This is a genomic window from Ensifer sp. Root31 (assembly GCF_001424825.1).
GTDB lineage: Bacteria > Pseudomonadota > Alphaproteobacteria > Rhizobiales > Rhizobiaceae > Ensifer > Ensifer canadensis.
This window is the reverse complement of the sequence record NZ_LMCO01000002.1, coordinates 108,529-124,928: the sequence shown is the minus strand read 5'-3', so window position 1 is coordinate 124,928 and position 16,400 is coordinate 108,529. Positions and strand designations below refer to the sequence as shown.

Below are 16,400 nucleotides of genomic sequence, written 5' to 3'. Positions count from 1 at the left end.
GCGAAGCGGTTTTCCGTGAAGGGAATGCAAAAGATAGGGATGCATTTCCAGGAAAAGTGCGAAGCGGTTTTCCGTCAGGGAATGCCTAAGATAGGGACGCATTTCCTGGAAAGGCGCGATGCGTTTTTCCATCCGGGAATACCTGAAATGGAAAGATGGAGCGTTTCGGTGCCTCCGTTGAAGGCGGAAACGAACCATGCGGGTGCAGCTGTTTGACGGGGATGGGTTCGTCTCGTCCCGCCGCTCAGCCGTCAGTGATAACGAAAGGCATCGGATAGCCCCATGCAAACAGTCCTCAGCATCGCGATCGATGCCCTTGCCTATGGCATGGTGCTCTTCGTCATCTCCATCGGGCTTTCCGTCACCATGGGGCTGATGCGCGTCGTCAACCTTGCGCATGGCGCATTTGCCATGATCGGCGGTTACATCGCCTCCTATGCGGCGCGCGACCTCGGCCTTGCCTATGGATTTGCCATCGTGCTTGCCGTGTTCGGCACGATCGTGATCGCCATCCCGATCGAGCGTCTGCTCTATCGTCGCATCTATGGGGCGCCGGAACTGACCCAGGTGCTGATGACGATCGGCATCACCTTCTGCATCATCGGCATCGCCAACTATGTCTTCGGGCCGACGCTGAAGACCGTGCCGCTGCCGGGGCAACTGCAGGGCTCTGTCGATCTCGGTTTCCGCGCGATCGCCACGCATCGGCTCTTTGCGATCCTTTGCGGCCTCGCCGTAGCCATCGCCCTCTGGTACGCGATTGAAAGGACGGCGTTCGGCGTCAAGTTGCGGGCCTCGGTCGACAATGCCGCCATGGCCGCTGCACTCGGCGTGCGCACCGAGATCGTCTATGCCGTGAGTTTCGCGGTTGCCGTTGGCCTTGCCGCCTTCGGTGGAGTGGTCGGTGCCGAACTTCTGCCGGTCGAACCCTATTATGCGCTGCGCTACATGGTGACGTTCCTGGTCGTCGTGTCGGTCGGCGGTGCGGGCTCGATCCCCGGCGCACTTGTCGCCTGCCTGCTGCTCGGCGGCATCGACACGACCGGCCGCTACCTGATGCCCGAGTTCGGCGAATTCTTCTTCTATCTGGCCGTCATCGCAATCATCTGCGTCTTCCCGCGCGGACTTGCCGGGAGAGCCAAGGGATGACCATGACCACCACCAACGACCTGATTGCACAGACGGCGGGCAAGCGCCGCTTCGGCGGCGGCGACCTGATCGGTCTCGGCGTCATTCTGGCGCTCGCTATCGTCGGCTACTTCCTGTTTCCCAACAACCTGGCGCTGTTGACGCGCATCATCGCAATTGCGCTTTTGGTGCTCTCGCTTGACCTCGTCACCGGCTATTGCGGGGTGGCGACGCTCGGGCACGCGGCGCTGTTCGGCGCCGGTGCCTATGCCGCGGGGATCGTCTCAGCGCATTACGGCATCAACGATCCCTTCGCGATGCTCGCCTTCGGCATCGCCGCCGGCGCCGTTGCCGGCCTCCTTTGCGGCGTGGTGATCCTGCGCGCGCACGGCCTGCCGCAATTGGTGCTGTCGATCGCCCTCATCCACCTCTTCCATGAGTTCGCCAACAAGGCGTCGTCCTGGACCGGCGGCAGTGATGGCCTGTCCGGCATCGCGCCGAGCGCTTTGCTCGGTCTTTACGAGTTTGACCTGTGGGGACGCACGGCTTACGTCTTCGGCGTCGTGCTGCTGGTGCTTGTCTTCGCCGTCCTGCGGCTGATCGTGCGCTCGCCGTTCGGCATGCTGTGCCGGGCGATCAAGGAGGATCCCATCCGCATCCGCTCGATGGGGGCGTCGCCCAAGGGCGCGTTGATGAAGATGTATGTCATTTCCGGGGCCGTCGCCGGTGTCGGCGGTGCGCTCAACGCCATCTCGACGCAGGTGGTCGGTCTCGACAGCCTCTCATTCACCATGTCGGCCGAAAGCCTGGTGATGCTTGTTCTCGGAGGCACCGGTTCGCTGTTCGGCGCGCTCACGGGCACCATTGTCTTCATGTTCTTCGAAGACGTCGTTTCCGCCGCCAATCCGTTCCACTGGCTGACGATGGTCGGCGCTCTGCTGATTGCTGTCGTCCTCTTCGCGCCGAAGGGGCTTTACGGGACGGCAGCCGCCTTCGTTGGCCGCCGCCGGGAGGCAAGATGATGCAGCCCATCTTTGAAGTTCGCAACCTCAAGCGCGCCTTCGGCGGCCTGGCAGTCACCAATGACGTAAGCCTCAGTATGGCACCGGGCGACCGTGTGGCGCTGATCGGCCCGAACGGCGCCGGCAAGACGACATTCGTCAATCTGGTGACAGGCAATCTCGCCCCTGATTCCGGCGAGGTTCGCCTTGGCGGCGAGACGGTCACCCGTATCGATGCCATCGGACGGGTGCAGAGAGGGCTGGTGCGCTCCTTCCAGGTCACCCGCCTGTTTCTCGATATGACGCCGGCCGAGCACGTTGCGCTCGCCGTTTTGCAGCGTGACGGCCGCTCCGGTCGTCTGTTCGGCAATTTTCTCTCGATGCCTGATGTGATGGATGAAGTCGGGCAACTGCTTGGCAAGCTCGGGCTTCGCGAACTGATGCATCGCAAGGTCAGTGAGATCGCCTATGGCCAGCAGCGCCTGCTTGAAATCGCCGTGGCGCTTGCCTTGAAGCCGAAGGTGCTGCTGCTCGACGAGCCGGCCGCCGGCGTGCCGCAGAGCGATACCGGTCGCATCGAGCAGGCGCTCGCCGACCTGCCGGCGGATCTGGCCGTGCTGATGATCGAGCACGACATGGATCTGGTCTTCCGTTTTGCCAAGCGCGTCGTCGTTCTGGCGGCTGGCGCCATTATCTTTGACGGTTCGCCGTCTGATGTCACCCAGGATCCGCGGGTGCGAGAAGCCTATCTGGGGAGCTATGCCAATGCCAGCCACGCCGCTTGAGGTGGAAAATCTGTCCGCCGGTTATGGGCCGACGCGGGTGCTCGAAGGTATTTCGTTCTCGGTTCCAGCGGGCGCGCGCCTGGCCGTTCTCGGCCGCAACGGCATGGGCAAGACCACGCTGCTGGCGACGCTTGCCGGCCAGACGAAACGCTATGACGGGCGCATTCGCATGGGTGATGCTGACGTGACAGCACTGCCAAGCGCGTCACGCGCTCGCAAGGGCTTAGGGTTCGTGCCACAGGCGCGTTGCGTGTTTCCGACACTAACGGTCGAGGAGAACCTGTTCGTCGGCCTCAAGGGCCGGCCGAAGGCGGCGCTGCAGGAAGCCTACGACATGTTTCCACGGCTTCACGAGCGGCGGCGAAACCTCGGCAGCCAGCTTTCCGGCGGCGAGCAGCAGATGCTGTCGACGGCCCGCTCGATCCTCGGTCGTCCGTCGGTCCTGCTGCTGGATGAGCCGCTCGAGGGGCTCGCCCCGGTGATCTGCGAGGAACTAATGAAGGCCTTTGCCGAACTCGCCAAGACCGGCGACATGACCATCGTACTGGTCGAGCAGCGCATCCAGAGCGCGCTCGATTTCGCCGATCAAGCCATCGTGCTGGAGCGCGGACGCATTGCCTGGGCAGGCACGCCGCAGGCGCTTTCAAGCGACCACGACGCCGTCGAGCGATTGCTGGGCGTCGGCGGACTTCACTGAAGCGATTGAGCGCAGTTTTTGCGGCCCTAAGGTTTGAGCGCGACCGAGCTGTCTCTGCCGTGGAGTGAAAGCGTCAAACGGCGTGGGTCTCAATGTCGTCAAGTATGGACAACATCTTCCTTCCCATCGCAAAGGCTCTGGCGTCGCCTCTTTCGATGAGCGCATTCGCTACGACCCGTGACCGACTTGGGACATCGTCGAGCCTCTCGACGTCGATATTGTCGAATATTCGCAAGCCATAACGCTCGGCCGCCAGCTTGAGATATTCCGCTAAACGATCCTTGCGCATTCTGTGATCTTCGCGCATGCCTGCGGCGGCGCTGACAATATCATTGCGTCGATCGCGCGGAACCAGCACTTCCGCTCGAACGAGGTCAGCTGCGCCACTACGCTCAGGGTGCCTTTTCATCCTGTCTCGAGACGCCATCGCCGATCCCCTTCCTCGCCAAAATATGCGTATCCCGGATACGCATCAAGTTGGATCACGGACATGTCATCTCGGCGCCGCCATACATGGGGTGGGGCGACGGACGGGGCGGGGCCGCTCAATATATGGGGTCGATCCTGAGAATAGGACCCAGGGCAAGAAAGAGCCCGTTAGCTTAGAACGCGACTGCGACGCTTCTTCAAACCGAAGCGCGAACGCGCTCCCAGGCGTTCATCAGGTGACGGCCGAGCACTTCGGACAGCTTGGCCTTGTCGCGGGCTTCGAGCGCAACGATCATCTCGTCATGCTCGGCAACCGCGGCCGCCCATTTTTCCGGGCCTTCGTGGCCGATGAAGCGGATGCGCTTCAGCCGTGTCTGCAAGACGCTGTGCATGTCGGCGAGCGCCGCATTTTCGGCGAGCTGGACGATCGCCGAGTGAATCTGCTGGTTGAGCTTGTAGTATTGCAGCCGGTCGCCGACCTTGTAGCGACGGACCATTTCGTCATGTAGCGCGCGGACTTCGGCAATGCCGGCGTCGCTTGCCGCATCGCAGGCAAGCTTGCCCGCAAGTTCCTCCAGCGTCTGCAACACGGTCAGCATGTCGTGCACGTCCTTGGCGCTGAAGCGCTTCACGACGGCGCCGCGACTGGGCACGAGTTCGACCAATCCCTCACTCGCCAGGTACTTGATGGCTTCGCGCAAGGGCGTACGGGACACGCCGAGCTGCTCGCCGAGCTGGCCCTCATGCAGGCGCGTGCCGGGCGAAAGGTCACCTTCGATGATCATGTCGCGCAGGTGGCTGACAAGAGTGTCATGCAGAGCGGTTCGCCTGATCGGGCCGGGGCCGCCGTCGGCGCGTCTCTCCAGTGGTGTGATTTCGTTCATCATTTTGCTTCTGCGTTTGGTGGCCGCGTGTCGGCCATCCGTTCCCCGTGCGTGCCGATTGAATCAGCACTATCTGATTGAAGCATGGAGACAGGGCTCGTCATCGTCAACAGAAAATGCTGCATACAGAATACAAAAGACTTGATGCAGAATTTTGAATAACGTATGACAGCCTGCGAAAAGCATGAAGTGGAGGACATCTCACATGACGACCAATGGTGCTGCCGGTAACGGCGCGCGTCCTGTCATCGCGCTTGCCATGGGCGATCCCGCCGGCATCAGCCCCGAGCTGACCGCGCGGCTGCTGGCCCTTCCCGATATTCGCGAGGCCGCACACATCATCACGATCGGCGATCGCCGCATTCTGGACGAAGGCGCCAAGGCCGCCGGCCTGACGCTTGATCTCGAACCCTCGACGCTTGGGGATCTCGACAAGGCCGGAACCGCCCGCCACGTATTCGTCGATCTCGGTCATCTCGATCCGGCAGACGTTGATCGCGGCGAAGCGACGCTCGCCGGCGGCACGTTTGCAACACGCAACTTCCGCACCGCGCTGGAGCTTGCCCACGCCGGCAAGGCCGAGGCCGTGTGCTTCACGCCCTTCAACAAGAAGGCCATGCGCTTTGCCTATCCCGGCTATGACGACGAAATCCGTTTCGTCGCCGACGTGCTCGGCTTCACCGGCAAGGTTCGCGAATTCAACGTCCTCGAAAAGGTCTGGAATGCGCGCGTCACTTCGCACATTCCGCTGAAGGAAGTGGCCGATAATCTCTCGGTCGAAGGCATTTTGGCCGAGGTCGAACTGACCCAGGCCTGCCTCAAGGAAGCCGGCTACGAGGAGGCGAAGATCGCGATTGCAGGCCTCAATCCGCATGCCGGCGACGGCGGCAGCTTCGGCATGGAAGAGATCGACATCATCGAGCCGGCGGTCGAGAAGGCCAAGGTGCTCGGCTACAACGTCGACGGCCCGTTCCCGGCCGACACCGTTTTCGTGCGCGCACTCAAGGAAGGCTTCAATGCCGTCCTGACCATGTACCACGATCAGGGTCAGATCGCGATGAAGCTCATGGGTTTCGACAAGGGCGTGACGATGATGGGCGGCCTGCCGTTCCCGCTCTGCACCCCCGCACACGGCACGGCCTATGACATTGCCGGCAAGGGTATTGCCGATGTCGGCGCAAGCCGCGAGGCGCTTCTGCTCGCCGTTCGCATGGCGAAGAAAAAGGCTACCCTTTCGGCCGCCGCCTGATTTCGCACGCTTTCAAGCACTACCGGCGCAGGAGGAGGTCTTGCGCCGCATCTCACTCAACGGGAGGATTAGACATGAAGAAATCCGTTTCACTCGCATGCATCATGGCAGCCGCATTCGGCGTCGCCGCTCCGGCATCGGCCTTCGAGCCGGACCGTCCGGTTGAATTCGTCGTTACAGCCGGCCCGGGCGGCGGCACGGACATCTTTGCCCGCACGATCCAGGCGATCATCGGCAAGTACGAACTGATGAAGGCGCCTGTTGTCGTCACCAACAAGGGCAGCGCCGGCGGCGCTGAAGGTTTCGTCTACACGGCGACCAACAAGGGCGACGCCTACAAGCTGGCATTCGGCACCAACAATGCCTACCTGCTGCCGGTCCGCGCCAAGGTGCCTTACAAGGCCGAGGACCTGACGCCGGTTGCAGCACTTGCTTCCGACGAATTCATTCTCTGGGTCAACGGCAAGGCATCTTACGCAACGGCTGCCGACTTTGCTGCCAAGGCCAAGGAAGGCGGCTTGAAGATCGGCGGAAGCCAGTCGAAGGACGTCGACCAGATCCTCACCTCGATGATCAACGAGGCGACCGGCGCGACCATCAACTACATCCCGTTCAAGAGCGGCGGCGAAGCGGCTGTTCAGCTCGCCGGCGAACACCTCGACGCCAACGTCAACAACCCGAGTGAAAACCTCGGCCAGTGGCAGGCCGGCATGGTCAAGCCGCTTTGCGTCTTCAAGAGCGTCAAGCTGACGAACGACGCCAAGGTTGCCGGCGACAAGGGCTGGAGCGACATCCCGACCTGCAAGGAGACGGGCATTGCCATCGACAACTACTCCATGCCGCGCACCGTCTGGCTGCCGGCTGGCGTGGAGCCCGATGCCGTCAAGTTCTATGCGGACCTGATGCGCAAGGTTTCCGAAACGCCGGAGTGGGCGAAGTATCTTGCCGATACCTCGCAGTCTCCCGCTTACATCGCTGGCGACGACTTCAAGGCCGCCATCGAAATGGACGGCGCCGCAGTCGGCGAAGTTCTGAAGCGCGAAGGCTGGCTCGCCAACTAAAACAGGCGATATATCGGGACGGGCGCCTCGACAGCGCCGCGCGTCAAGTATGACGCGCTTAACGGGAGCGCCCGTCAACCGGTTTGAAAGGTCACGATCATGAGTGAGAACAGTGCGAATGGGCTCTCCCGCTTCGCGGTGGAGCTTGGCGTAGCGGCGTTGACTGGTATCTTTGGCGCAGCCGTCTGCTATGGCGCCTCCGATGTCGGCGCCGGATGGAGCGATTTCGGCCCCGAGGCCGGTTACTTTCCATTCTACATCGGCGTTCTGATCATTCTGGGAAGCATTGCGAATGCGATCGGTGCATTCGTGAAGCATCGCGGCACGGGTGACATCTTCATCGACGGTGCCCGCGCCCGCGTCGTTGCCTCATTCCTCTTGCCTCTTGTCGCCTTTGCCGGCGTCTCCGCCTGGCTCGGGCTCTATGTCGGGACGGCGCTTTATATCGCCGGCGCGATGCTCTTCCAGGGGCGTTACAAGTGGTGGATCGCAATGCCGGCGGGCGTTACCGTTTCGCTCTTCTTCTTCATCGTATTCGAGATCGGCTTCAAGGTTCCGCTTTTGAAGGGGCCGGTTGAGGCATGGTTCGGGATCTACTGATCCCGACCGCTTAAAGTTTCCCCGGGAGGAATGACATGGAAAATATCGGTCTTCTGATCGATGGCTTCGGCCACATCCTCAGCTGGAATCACATCCTGCTGATGATGGTCGGCGTCACGCTCGGCATTCTGGTCGGCGTTCTGCCCGGCCTGGGCGCGCCCAACGGCGTCTCGCTGCTGTTGCCGCTGACCTTCTCCATGGATCCGATCTCCGCCATCATCCTGCTCTCCTGCATGTATTGGGGAGCGCTGTTCGGCGGCTCGACGACATCCATCCTGTTCAATATTCCAGGCGAGCCCTCGTCGGTCGCAACCACCTTCGACGGCTATCCGATGGCCAAGGCAGGCCAGGCGAGCCGCGCCTTGACGCTGGCCTTCGTCTCGGCCGGCATCGGCGCACTTGCCGGCGTCGTGATGATCACGCTCCTGTCGGGCTGGGTCGCGAATTTCGCGCTGCGCTTTTCCTCGCCCGAATATTTCGCGGTCTACTTCCTCGCCTTTGCAAGCTTCATCTCGATGGGGGCGCAATCGCCGTTCAAGACGCTCGTGTCGATGATGGTTGGTTTTGCGCTTGCATCGGTCGGCATGGACACAATCTCCGGCGATCTGCGCCTGACCTTCGACATCCCGACCCTGATCAAGGGCGTCAGCTTCCTGATCGCCGTCATGGGCCTCTTCGGCATCGGCGAACTGTTGCTGACGACGGAAGAGGGGCTGCGCTTCGAAGGCATCAAGGCGCGCGTCAGGCTCGCCGAAATTGGCCGTACGCTGGTCGAGATCCCGCGCTATTGGCTGACGATCGCGCGCTCGACCATCATCGGCATCTGGATGGGCATCACGCCTGCCGGCCCGACCGCAGCCTCCTTCATGAGCTATGGCGTCGCCCGTCGTTCGGCGCGCGACAAGTCGAAGTTCGGCAAGGGCGACCCGCGTGGCATCGTAGCACCCGAGACCGCCGACCATTCGGCCGGAACCTCGGCACTGTTGCCGATGCTGGCGCTCGGCGTTCCAGGTTCGGCCACGGCTGCCGTCATGATGGGCGGCCTGATGATCTGGGGCCTGACCCCCGGTCCGATGCTGTTTACCGACCGGCCCGACTTCGTCTGGGGCCTGATCGCCTCGATGTATCTCGGCAATGTCGTCGCCGTCATCCTGGTGCTTGCCACCGTGCCGCTCTATGCCTCGATCCTGCGCGTGCCGTTCTCGATCATCGGCCCGATCATCGTCGCCGTCATCTTCTCCGGCGCCTATCAGGTGGCAAATTCCGTCTCCGACATCTTCATGGTCATCGGCTTCGGCGTGCTGGGCTACGTCTTCAAGAAGCTCGACTATCCGCTGGCGCCGCTGGTTCTGGCCATGGTGCTCGGCGACAAGGCCGAGGATGCCTTCCGCCAGTCGATGCTTCTGTCGAGCGGATCGCTGAATATTTTCTGGTCAAATGCGCTGGTTTCGTCGTTGATGGCGCTTGGCCTGGCAATGCTGCTGTCGCCTGTCGTCTTCGGACTGATCGCCCTGGTTCGCAAGCGCAAGGACGATGATGCAACATCGCCGGGCGACGGTAGCGCGGCGGCTTGACGGAGCCGCCGCACCAAACTTCAAAAAATTGGGGAAACGCCATGGCAAACGCGCCGCGCAAATGGAACCGTGACACCTGGCCGATCGCTGCCGCCATGATCCAGTATCCGAACATGCTGGCAGACGGCCGCTCGGTTCAGGACCAGTCGGTCGAGGAGTGGGCACTGACGCTCGATGACGTCGTCGATGCCGGTTTCACCGAACTCGACCCGACCGACAGCTGGATCCGTCTTGCCGATTTGTCACCGGCACGGCTCGAAAGCTTCGTCGCATTGACGCGCGATCTCGGCCTGACCATGCCGGGGATCTCGACTGCGCGTCGCAGCGTCATCGATCCTGTTCATGGTGACGACTATCTCGCCTATGGTCACCGGGTGATCGATACGGCTGCGGCCATCGGGGCAGGTTCAGTCTCCTTCGGGTTCTTCGGTCCGTTGACCGATGCACAGAAGAAGGCGCTGTGGTTCTGGACCGTCGATGGCGTCAAGAACCCTGATGATGCAGCCATCTGGCAGAAGGGCGTTTCGCGCATCCGCGAGCTCGGCAGCCACGCCGAAGAGCTGGGCATCGAGTTGGCGCTCGAGATGTACGAAGACACCTATATCGGTTCGGCCGACAGCGCCGTGCGCTTCGTTACCGACGTCGGTCTTGCGAATGTCGGCATCAACGCCGACCTCGGCAACCTGGTCCGCCTGCATCGTCCGGTCGAGCACTGGCAGGAAATGATGGCGAAGGTTGCACCCTTTGCCAAATACTGGCACGTCAAGAATTACAACCGCACCGAGGACGAAACGTCGGGGCTGATCGTCACCCATCCAGCCCCGCTGGAGTTCGGTGTGATCAACTACCGTTCCGCCATTCGCATGGCGCTTTCGCACGGGTTCCAGAGCCCGTTCCTCTGCGAGCATTACGGTGGCGATGGCCTTTCCGTCAGCGCAACCAATCGGGACTATCTGAGGCGCATTCTGCCTCGCGACTAAGGAACAAGTAGCGATGACCACGATCTTTGACGCACCGGAAGATTTCGCCGTAACCGCGCTCGCCGGCTTCAGCTCCATCTATGCCCGCAATGTCCGCCTGGTGAAGGGCGGCGTCGTGCGCTCGACCAAGGTGCCCAAGGGCAAGGTCGCCGTCGTTATCGGTGGTGGCTCCGGCCATTATCCGGCCTTTGCAGGTTATGTCGGCCCGGGCATGGCTGATGCTGCCGTCGCCGGCGACGTCTTTGCCTCGCCGTCGACCGCTGCCGTTGCGCGTGTCTGCCGTCATGCCGACCAGGGCGGCGGCGTTCTCCTCGGTTTCGGAAACTATGCCGGGGACGTGCTGAATTTCGGCGTTGCCGCCGAGAGGCTTCGAGCCGAAGGCATCGACGTGCGCATCGTGCCGGTGACTGACGATGTTGCCAGCGCCGCCGCTGAAACGGCGCCTAAGCGCCGCGGCATCGCCGGCGATCTCGTGGTGTTCAAGATTGCAGGCGCTGCGGCCGAAGCCGGTCTGTCGCTGGACGAGGTCGAGCGCGTCAGCCGCCTTGCCAATGATCGCACCGTCTCTTTCGGGGTCGCTTTCGGCGGCTGCACCCTGCCGGGCGCGAACCATCCGCTCTTCACGGTTCCGAAGGGCGAAATGGCGCTCGGTCTTGGCATTCACGGCGAGCCGGGCATCAGCGAAGAAAAGGTCGTAACGGCCACCGAGCTTGCGAAATTGCTTGTCGGCAAACTGCTGGCCGAGCGTCCGGCCGGGACGGTAAAGGTCGCGCCGGTGCTGAACGGCCTCGGCTCGACCAAGTACGAAGAGCTTTTCGTTCTTTGGATCGCCGTCGAAAAGGAATTGAAGGCGGCTGGCCTCGAAATCGTCGATCCGGAATGCGGCGAGTTCGTCACCAGCCTGGACATGCAGGGCTGCTCGCTGTCGCTGCTCTGGCTCGACGAAGAGCTTGAAACCTACTGGCGTGCGCCATGCGATGCACCGGTGCTGCGCAAGGGCGCGATCATCAACGCGGAGCCGGCGACCGATACGATTTCCGATGAGGATGGTCCTGCGACCTTCGCGCCTGCGTCGCAGGCATCCAGGGAAAGCGGCAAGTGCATTGCCCGGTTGATCGGCAAGGTTGCCGATGCCCTGAAGCAAGCTGAAGACGAACTCGGCCGTATCGACGCCTTTGCCGGCGACGGCGACCATGGCCAGGGCATGCGCCGCGGTTCGGCGGCGGCTCAGGAGGCCGCGAATTCTGCGGTGACAGCCGGCGCGGGTGCTGCCAGCGTGCTTGCCGCTGCGGGCGATGCCTGGGCCGATCGCGCGGGCGGCACGTCGGGTGCAATCTGGGGCCTGCTTCTTCGCTCCTGGAGCAATGCATTTTCCGACAACGACAAGCCTGCGGATGCGGCCATCATCGAAGGTGCGCGGCTCGCGCTCGACGGCGTCACCCGTCTCGGACGCGCCCGCGTCGGCGACAAGACCTTGGTCGACGCCCTCGTGCCGTTCGTCGACACGTTGGAGCGGGAATTTGAAAACCTGAAGTCGTTGAGCAAGGCTTGGGAGGCGGCGGCCAAGGCTGCCAGCGATGCGGCTGACGCCACGTCCAGCCTGACGCCGAAACTCGGCCGTGCTCGGCCGCTTGCGGAAAAGAGCATCGGCCATCCGGATGCAGGCGCCGTGTCGCTGGCGCTCACCGCCCGCGTCGCCGCCGACTTTCTGAAGGAAGCCGTCGACGCCTGATAACGCCGTCCGGTCCATTCCTCACAAAAAGGGCGCGGGTCCTCCCAACCGCGCCCTTTTTGTTGTCTTGTTACGCGTGTCGTTATCGCAAAACCGCTGCAAACTTTTGCGCGCCTTGCGCTGATGTCCGTAGCAAAGACCAGTCTTTGCTAGGTCGTTGCGCGCGGGGCGCGTATGAACCTTCTAACCCCCCGGATTGTACCAGATCGGCGACGTGTATGCCCGCTCCTGCGACGACATTGGCACTTCGGGCGGCATGGTGACGCCGAAGTACTTCGCGTCGTAGGCTGTCCAACGCGGCGTCGGGATTTCCAACACTCTGGCGTAGTAGAAGGCGCGCTGGGCCGGGTCGAAGGCGGGGTCGGTCCAGACCGAGATCAACTCTGGCGCGCCGATGGTATTGGTCCAGGTGGCGTCGGCGACGTCAACCGTGTTTCCCACAGGCGGCACCTTGCCGTCAGTGCCAGGCTTACGTTCTCCGGACCATGCGGCGTCATAGACTTGCTCGTGCAATTGCCCCGCCGCATCCATCCAGCCCTTGACGATCTGATAGCGGTCGAGGTTCGCGCCGATCGGGTCCTTCAGCGCGGCCACCAGAAACGTAGGAGCCTTTTTCCCTGCGGGCGCGGGCGGCAGGTCGCCTCCCATCGGAACACCCTTGGCGTATCCGACCGCTGCCGGGCTTCGCGTCTTGGCGTCCGCCTCGGCGAACTCCCATCCGCCAAACAGCCGAACCAGCATCCGCGGCCCAGTGGTGGCGTAGACCTCCTTACGTTTCATCGCGTCGAAGATGGCTTCACGCGTGTTCTCCATCGCCCAGACGGCAGCATAGCCGCTCGAAACGACTTCCCAGCCCATGACCTCCTTGTCGCCGAACTTAGCGATTGGGTGTGTCGCGCGGCCGGCGCTCGGTTCTGCCGCAGGGAGTTTGCCAAAGAAGTTGTTCTCTTCGACCGCGGCGAGCGACGTGTGGGAATCCGTCGATCCGATCAATCCATATTTGTACGGGTTCACGCCAAGCTCTTTATCGAGTTTCAGGCCGTTCTTGAGGGCCGAGCGCGCATACTCGAACTGCAGCATATCAGGAGTTTTCGCCGCACTCAGGTCGAGGTTGCCCATATCCCACCGCTCGAAGTTGGCGAACTCGTCAGTCGGCGACAGAGTAGGATGCGTCTCCCCGTCGCCTTTCATCTGGGTAACTTCCATCAGTGGCTCAAGGCTTGCGCGGGTGCGCGCATACTCCGCGGTGATAGGCTTTCCTCCGACGGGATTGATCAACGGGAACATCAGGCCGTTCGACAGATTACCGTTATGAGGGATGGCGAGCACGCTGCCGCCGGTCTTCGTCTGGTAGTTTTGGAGAGCCTTCCATAGGTCTTCCGGATTGTCGCTCTGCAAGGACGAGAATGGCAGGATCGGCTCCGTCTTTTCCGCGCCATCGCGGAAGACGACCACGCGATGCAAGTTGTTGCCGCCGGTGTTGGATGACCACTCATAGCCGATCAACGCAGTAAACGTGCCGGGATCGTTGTATTTATCCGCAGCCTGGACGTTCTTTTGCCATACCGACCGCGTCAGTTCGTCCGAACGAAGCGCAGCCGGCAAACGCTTGCCTCCACCGCCGACGCTCGCCATGATTTCGTAGTAGACGTTCATCGCCTGGTCGCCGCCGGCTGCCATCATCTGGTTCCAGCGTTTCAGTTCAGGATCATTCATCAAGGTCGGGTTTCCGGTCTTGATTTCGCCCAGCGTGCCCATGTTCTCGGCGTGATCGGACACGACCAGAAAATCAAGCGGGCGGCTCAATCGTGCATGCTGACCGGTCGAGGAGATGACTTCCTCGCCGCGTGCGAAGCGATAGGCTTCCTCCGGTCCGAGGGAGTTGCCGAAGGCGATGGCGTCGAACGACTGAGACGTGTGCAGGTGCGTATCGCCAAACAGCGGACGGGAGGGGAACCTATTGCCGGCGTAAGGCGAATACCCCGGCTTCGGGAAGAGTGTGTCGACCATATTGGGATCGAGCGTCCCCTTATCTATGGTTTCCTGTGCCAGTGTGGGGTAACCAAATGCCGTGGTCGCAACCAAGGCCAATCCGGCCAAAGGCATCATAACGCGCATGACATCCTCCCGATCGACGGTTAACTTCTCGCTCTCATCTTTCCTACTCAACGAACTGTAAGAACTTCACGGCTTGCGCTGCCCTACAGGAACATGGCGTCAAGCCGCTGGACGCACCAAAATGCCGCGACAATCCCGATCGCGTACGCCGAAGCAACGGCTGCCCCGCGCGGCATTGCGGCAAAGCGACGGACAACTTGCACCAGCGTCAGCAATACTCCGATGAACGCCAGTTGCCCAAGTTCGACCCCGAAATTAAACCCCACCAATGCCAGCGGAATGTCGCCTTGCGGCAAGCCGATTTCGACAAGCGCGCCAGCGAAACCGAAACCATGCAGCAGCCCGAAGGCGAAGGCCACCATCCATGGACTGGTGATCGCAAGGCTGGTCTGGCCACGCTCCATGCGCACGATCTCTGCCGCCACCATGACGATGCTGATGGCGATCATCGCCTCGACTGGTCGCGATGGCAGTGTCACCCAGCCGAGCGTCGCGCAGGTCAACGTGATCGAGTGAGCAACGGTGAAGGCGGTAACCGCCTTCACCAGCTTGCGCCAGTCGCGCACGATCAGCATCAGAGCGGCGACGAAGAGCAGGTGATCGAAGCCAAACGCGATGTGCTCGATGCCCTGCCGAACATAGGTGGTAAAGACGCCCCAGGTGCTTTGCGATGCGGGTATCAGCGCAGATGGCGCGCCGGGTGTCAGCCGAGCCGTCCAGGTGTTGCCATTGGCAAGAACCAGGTGGACCAGGGCGTCGGTCATGGTGTTCTGCAACCCGTCGATCAGCACCGTCTGGCCGGCGAGTGGCTCCAAGGTTCGGATGCGCCAGGTCTGTACCATCGCATCGCCGGTCGGATGCGAGACGACCGGGGTCATCATCTCGATCCTGCCGGAGAACAAGGCTTTCAGCGCCAGCCGCGCATTGCCCTGCATGGGCGTCTTGAAGAGTACGCGCAACTCGTTCGGCGCTTCTTCCCGAATGCTGAGGTAGGCAGGGCGCACTTCATGGGCGAAGGCGGCCTCCGAGAACAGCATGGCAGCCACTGTAAGTGCAACCAGCCAGACCAACCTCACTGCGGGGCAAGCCTCTCGCACGAACACGGATGGGCGGGGTCGCGCGCTCATTTCGCAGCCGCCTTCGACGCGGGCTCGGAACCCAGAGTCGCGCTCACGCCGTCATCCAGTTCGACTCCATACTTCCTGCGAAGCTCGGCGAGATAATTGCGGGTAAGTTCGGCTTGCTTCGCGCTGCGCCACTCGGCGAGAACAGCGTCGCGCGCCGTTTCGAAAGGTTTCGGAGTTGCCGACGCGCGCTGTGTGACAAACACCAGATGGAAGCCATAGCCGGATTTCACCGGTCCGCTCCACCCGCCCGGTTGAAGTGCCAGGACGTCGTGCGCGAAATCGGCACCGAACATGGCCGAAATAGCCGCTGCGTCTGCATCGTCGAAGCTGTTCCCGAGGAGCAGCCGGTCGCCTGCCGCCGGCTCGACGTCGCCGCCGTTCAATTTGGCGAGCGCCGCCTTGGCGTCTGCCGCAGCGTCAACGCGGCGCTCGGGACTGAAGTAGGCCTGCTTGAACGACAACTTGCCAGGCGTCTCGAAGCGCGACGAGTTGGCGGCGTAGAATTTCCGCAGTTCCGCCTCAGTCGGCTCAGCCAGTTGGGCGGTGTCCTCAATCATGAATTTGAGTTTTTGCGCCAGGCGGCGGCGGATGATGGTGTCATCCTGATCGAGGCTCATCTCCTTGGCCTCGCGTGCCAGAAGCCTTTCGTTCAGGAGACCGTCGACCATTCCCTTCAACTCGCCGGCGGTCGGATCACGTAACCATTGGCTCGACCACGTCTGCCTCAGCCATCGGATGTCGCCCTCGCCGATGCGGACAGGTTCAGCCCCGTCCTGCGCCCGATTGTCATGCAACCATGAGTAGCCGCCAAACATGACAGCGCCGGCGACGGCGAAATGCAGTAGAGGTTCTCTGAGCAACTTCATACAGCCATCTCCGTGTTCCTTCCGGTGAGTGGCAGAGAAGAAAATTCAAAGTCACAAGGTCAGTGCAGTTCCTCTATTCGGCCAACGTCCGCCACCTTTTTTCCAGGGCGGTGCCGATGACATTTATGCGCCAGGAACGGCATAATCTGCAATATGTATTCGATGTGAT

The 16,400-nt window shown here is 62.0% G+C and carries 15 protein-coding genes; 10 read left to right on the top strand and 5 right to left on the bottom strand.

The features are described 5' to 3' along the window. Positions 1-282 precede the first annotated feature (282 nt). From ASD00_RS03485 to ASD00_RS03470, 4 genes are read left to right on the top strand one after another with little or no spacing between them, the layout of a single operon-like run. Positions 283-1,149, top strand: coding sequence for a branched-chain amino acid ABC transporter permease (locus ASD00_RS03485; protein WP_025429092.1), 867 nt, complete (start codon positions 283-285; stop codon positions 1,147-1,149). Continuing rightward, on the top strand, positions 1,146-2,150 hold the full coding sequence (locus tag ASD00_RS03480) for a branched-chain amino acid ABC transporter permease (RefSeq protein ID WP_107027535.1): 1,005 nt from the start codon (positions 1,146-1,148) through the stop codon (positions 2,148-2,150). The genes ASD00_RS03485 and ASD00_RS03480 overlap by 4 nt, the downstream gene beginning before the upstream one ends. After that, positions 2,150-2,914, top strand: coding sequence for an ABC transporter ATP-binding protein (locus tag ASD00_RS03475; protein ID WP_025429090.1), 765 nt, complete (start codon positions 2,150-2,152; stop codon positions 2,912-2,914). Before ASD00_RS03480 ends, ASD00_RS03475 begins: the two co-directional genes overlap by 1 nt. After that, complete coding sequence (locus ASD00_RS03470) at positions 2,895-3,611, top strand: ABC transporter ATP-binding protein (RefSeq protein WP_057204675.1); 717 nt, start codon at positions 2,895-2,897, stop codon at positions 3,609-3,611. The genes ASD00_RS03475 and ASD00_RS03470 overlap by 20 nt, the downstream gene beginning before the upstream one ends. A 73-nt stretch (positions 3,612-3,684) precedes the next feature. Here ASD00_RS03470 and ASD00_RS03465 read toward each other — a convergent pair whose 3' ends face one another. Both ASD00_RS03465 and ASD00_RS03460 read right to left on the bottom strand, forming a co-directional pair. Then, on the bottom strand, positions 3,685-4,038 hold the full coding sequence (locus ASD00_RS03465) for a hypothetical protein (protein ID WP_025429088.1): 354 nt from the start codon (positions 4,036-4,038) through the stop codon (positions 3,685-3,687). A gap of 199 nt (positions 4,039-4,237) precedes the next feature. Beyond that, positions 4,238-4,924: a GntR family transcriptional regulator gene (locus tag ASD00_RS03460; RefSeq protein WP_025429087.1), complete on the bottom strand. Its 687-nt coding sequence runs from the start codon at positions 4,922-4,924 to the stop codon at positions 4,238-4,240. A 205-nt stretch (positions 4,925-5,129) separates the two neighbouring features. Between ASD00_RS03460 and ASD00_RS03455 the strand changes: the two genes are divergently transcribed. The 6 genes from ASD00_RS03455 (at position 5,130) to ASD00_RS03430 (ending at position 12,120) form a co-directional block, all read left to right on the top strand. Then, positions 5,130-6,173 carry a 4-hydroxythreonine-4-phosphate dehydrogenase PdxA gene (locus tag ASD00_RS03455; protein ID WP_057204673.1) on the top strand — a complete coding sequence of 348 codons (1,044 nt, stop codon included), beginning with the start codon at positions 5,130-5,132 and terminating at the stop codon, positions 6,171-6,173. A 74-nt stretch (positions 6,174-6,247) separates the two neighbouring features. After that, positions 6,248-7,234 (top strand): tripartite tricarboxylate transporter substrate binding protein, encoded by a 987-nt coding sequence (locus ASD00_RS03450; protein WP_025429085.1) that lies wholly within the window; start codon positions 6,248-6,250, stop codon positions 7,232-7,234. Between the two features lie 99 nt (positions 7,235-7,333). Continuing rightward, positions 7,334-7,834, top strand: a complete 501-nt coding sequence (locus ASD00_RS03445) for a tripartite tricarboxylate transporter TctB family protein (protein WP_057204671.1) — start codon at positions 7,334-7,336, stop codon at positions 7,832-7,834. A 35-nt stretch (positions 7,835-7,869) separates the two neighbouring features. Further along, positions 7,870-9,408: a tripartite tricarboxylate transporter permease gene (locus ASD00_RS03440; RefSeq protein ID WP_057204669.1), complete on the top strand. Its 1,539-nt coding sequence runs from the start codon at positions 7,870-7,872 to the stop codon at positions 9,406-9,408. A 41-nt stretch (positions 9,409-9,449) separates the two neighbouring features. Next, a complete protein-coding gene (locus tag ASD00_RS03435) occupies positions 9,450-10,388 on the top strand; it encodes a sugar phosphate isomerase/epimerase family protein (RefSeq protein WP_025429082.1) in 939 nt (312 codons plus the stop codon). A gap of 13 nt (positions 10,389-10,401) precedes the next feature. Further along, positions 10,402-12,120, top strand: coding sequence for a dihydroxyacetone kinase family protein (locus ASD00_RS03430; protein WP_057204667.1), 1,719 nt, complete (start codon positions 10,402-10,404; stop codon positions 12,118-12,120). A 183-nt stretch (positions 12,121-12,303) separates the two neighbouring features. Here ASD00_RS03430 and ASD00_RS03425 read toward each other — a convergent pair whose 3' ends face one another. The 3 genes from ASD00_RS03425 to ASD00_RS03415 form a co-directional block, all read right to left on the bottom strand. Further along, a complete protein-coding gene (locus tag ASD00_RS03425; RefSeq protein ID WP_057204665.1) occupies positions 12,304-14,238 on the bottom strand; it encodes a DUF3604 domain-containing protein in 1,935 nt (644 codons plus the stop codon). An 83-nt stretch (positions 14,239-14,321) separates the two neighbouring features. After that, positions 14,322-15,365 (bottom strand): HupE/UreJ family protein, encoded by a 1,044-nt coding sequence (locus tag ASD00_RS03420; RefSeq protein ID WP_057204663.1) that lies wholly within the window; start codon positions 15,363-15,365, stop codon positions 14,322-14,324. Further along, positions 15,362-16,180: a peptidylprolyl isomerase gene (locus ASD00_RS03415; RefSeq protein ID WP_244495994.1), complete on the bottom strand. Its 819-nt coding sequence runs from the start codon at positions 16,178-16,180 to the stop codon at positions 15,362-15,364. The genes ASD00_RS03420 and ASD00_RS03415 overlap by 4 nt, the downstream gene beginning before the upstream one ends. Between the last annotated feature and the right edge of the window lie 220 nt (positions 16,181-16,400).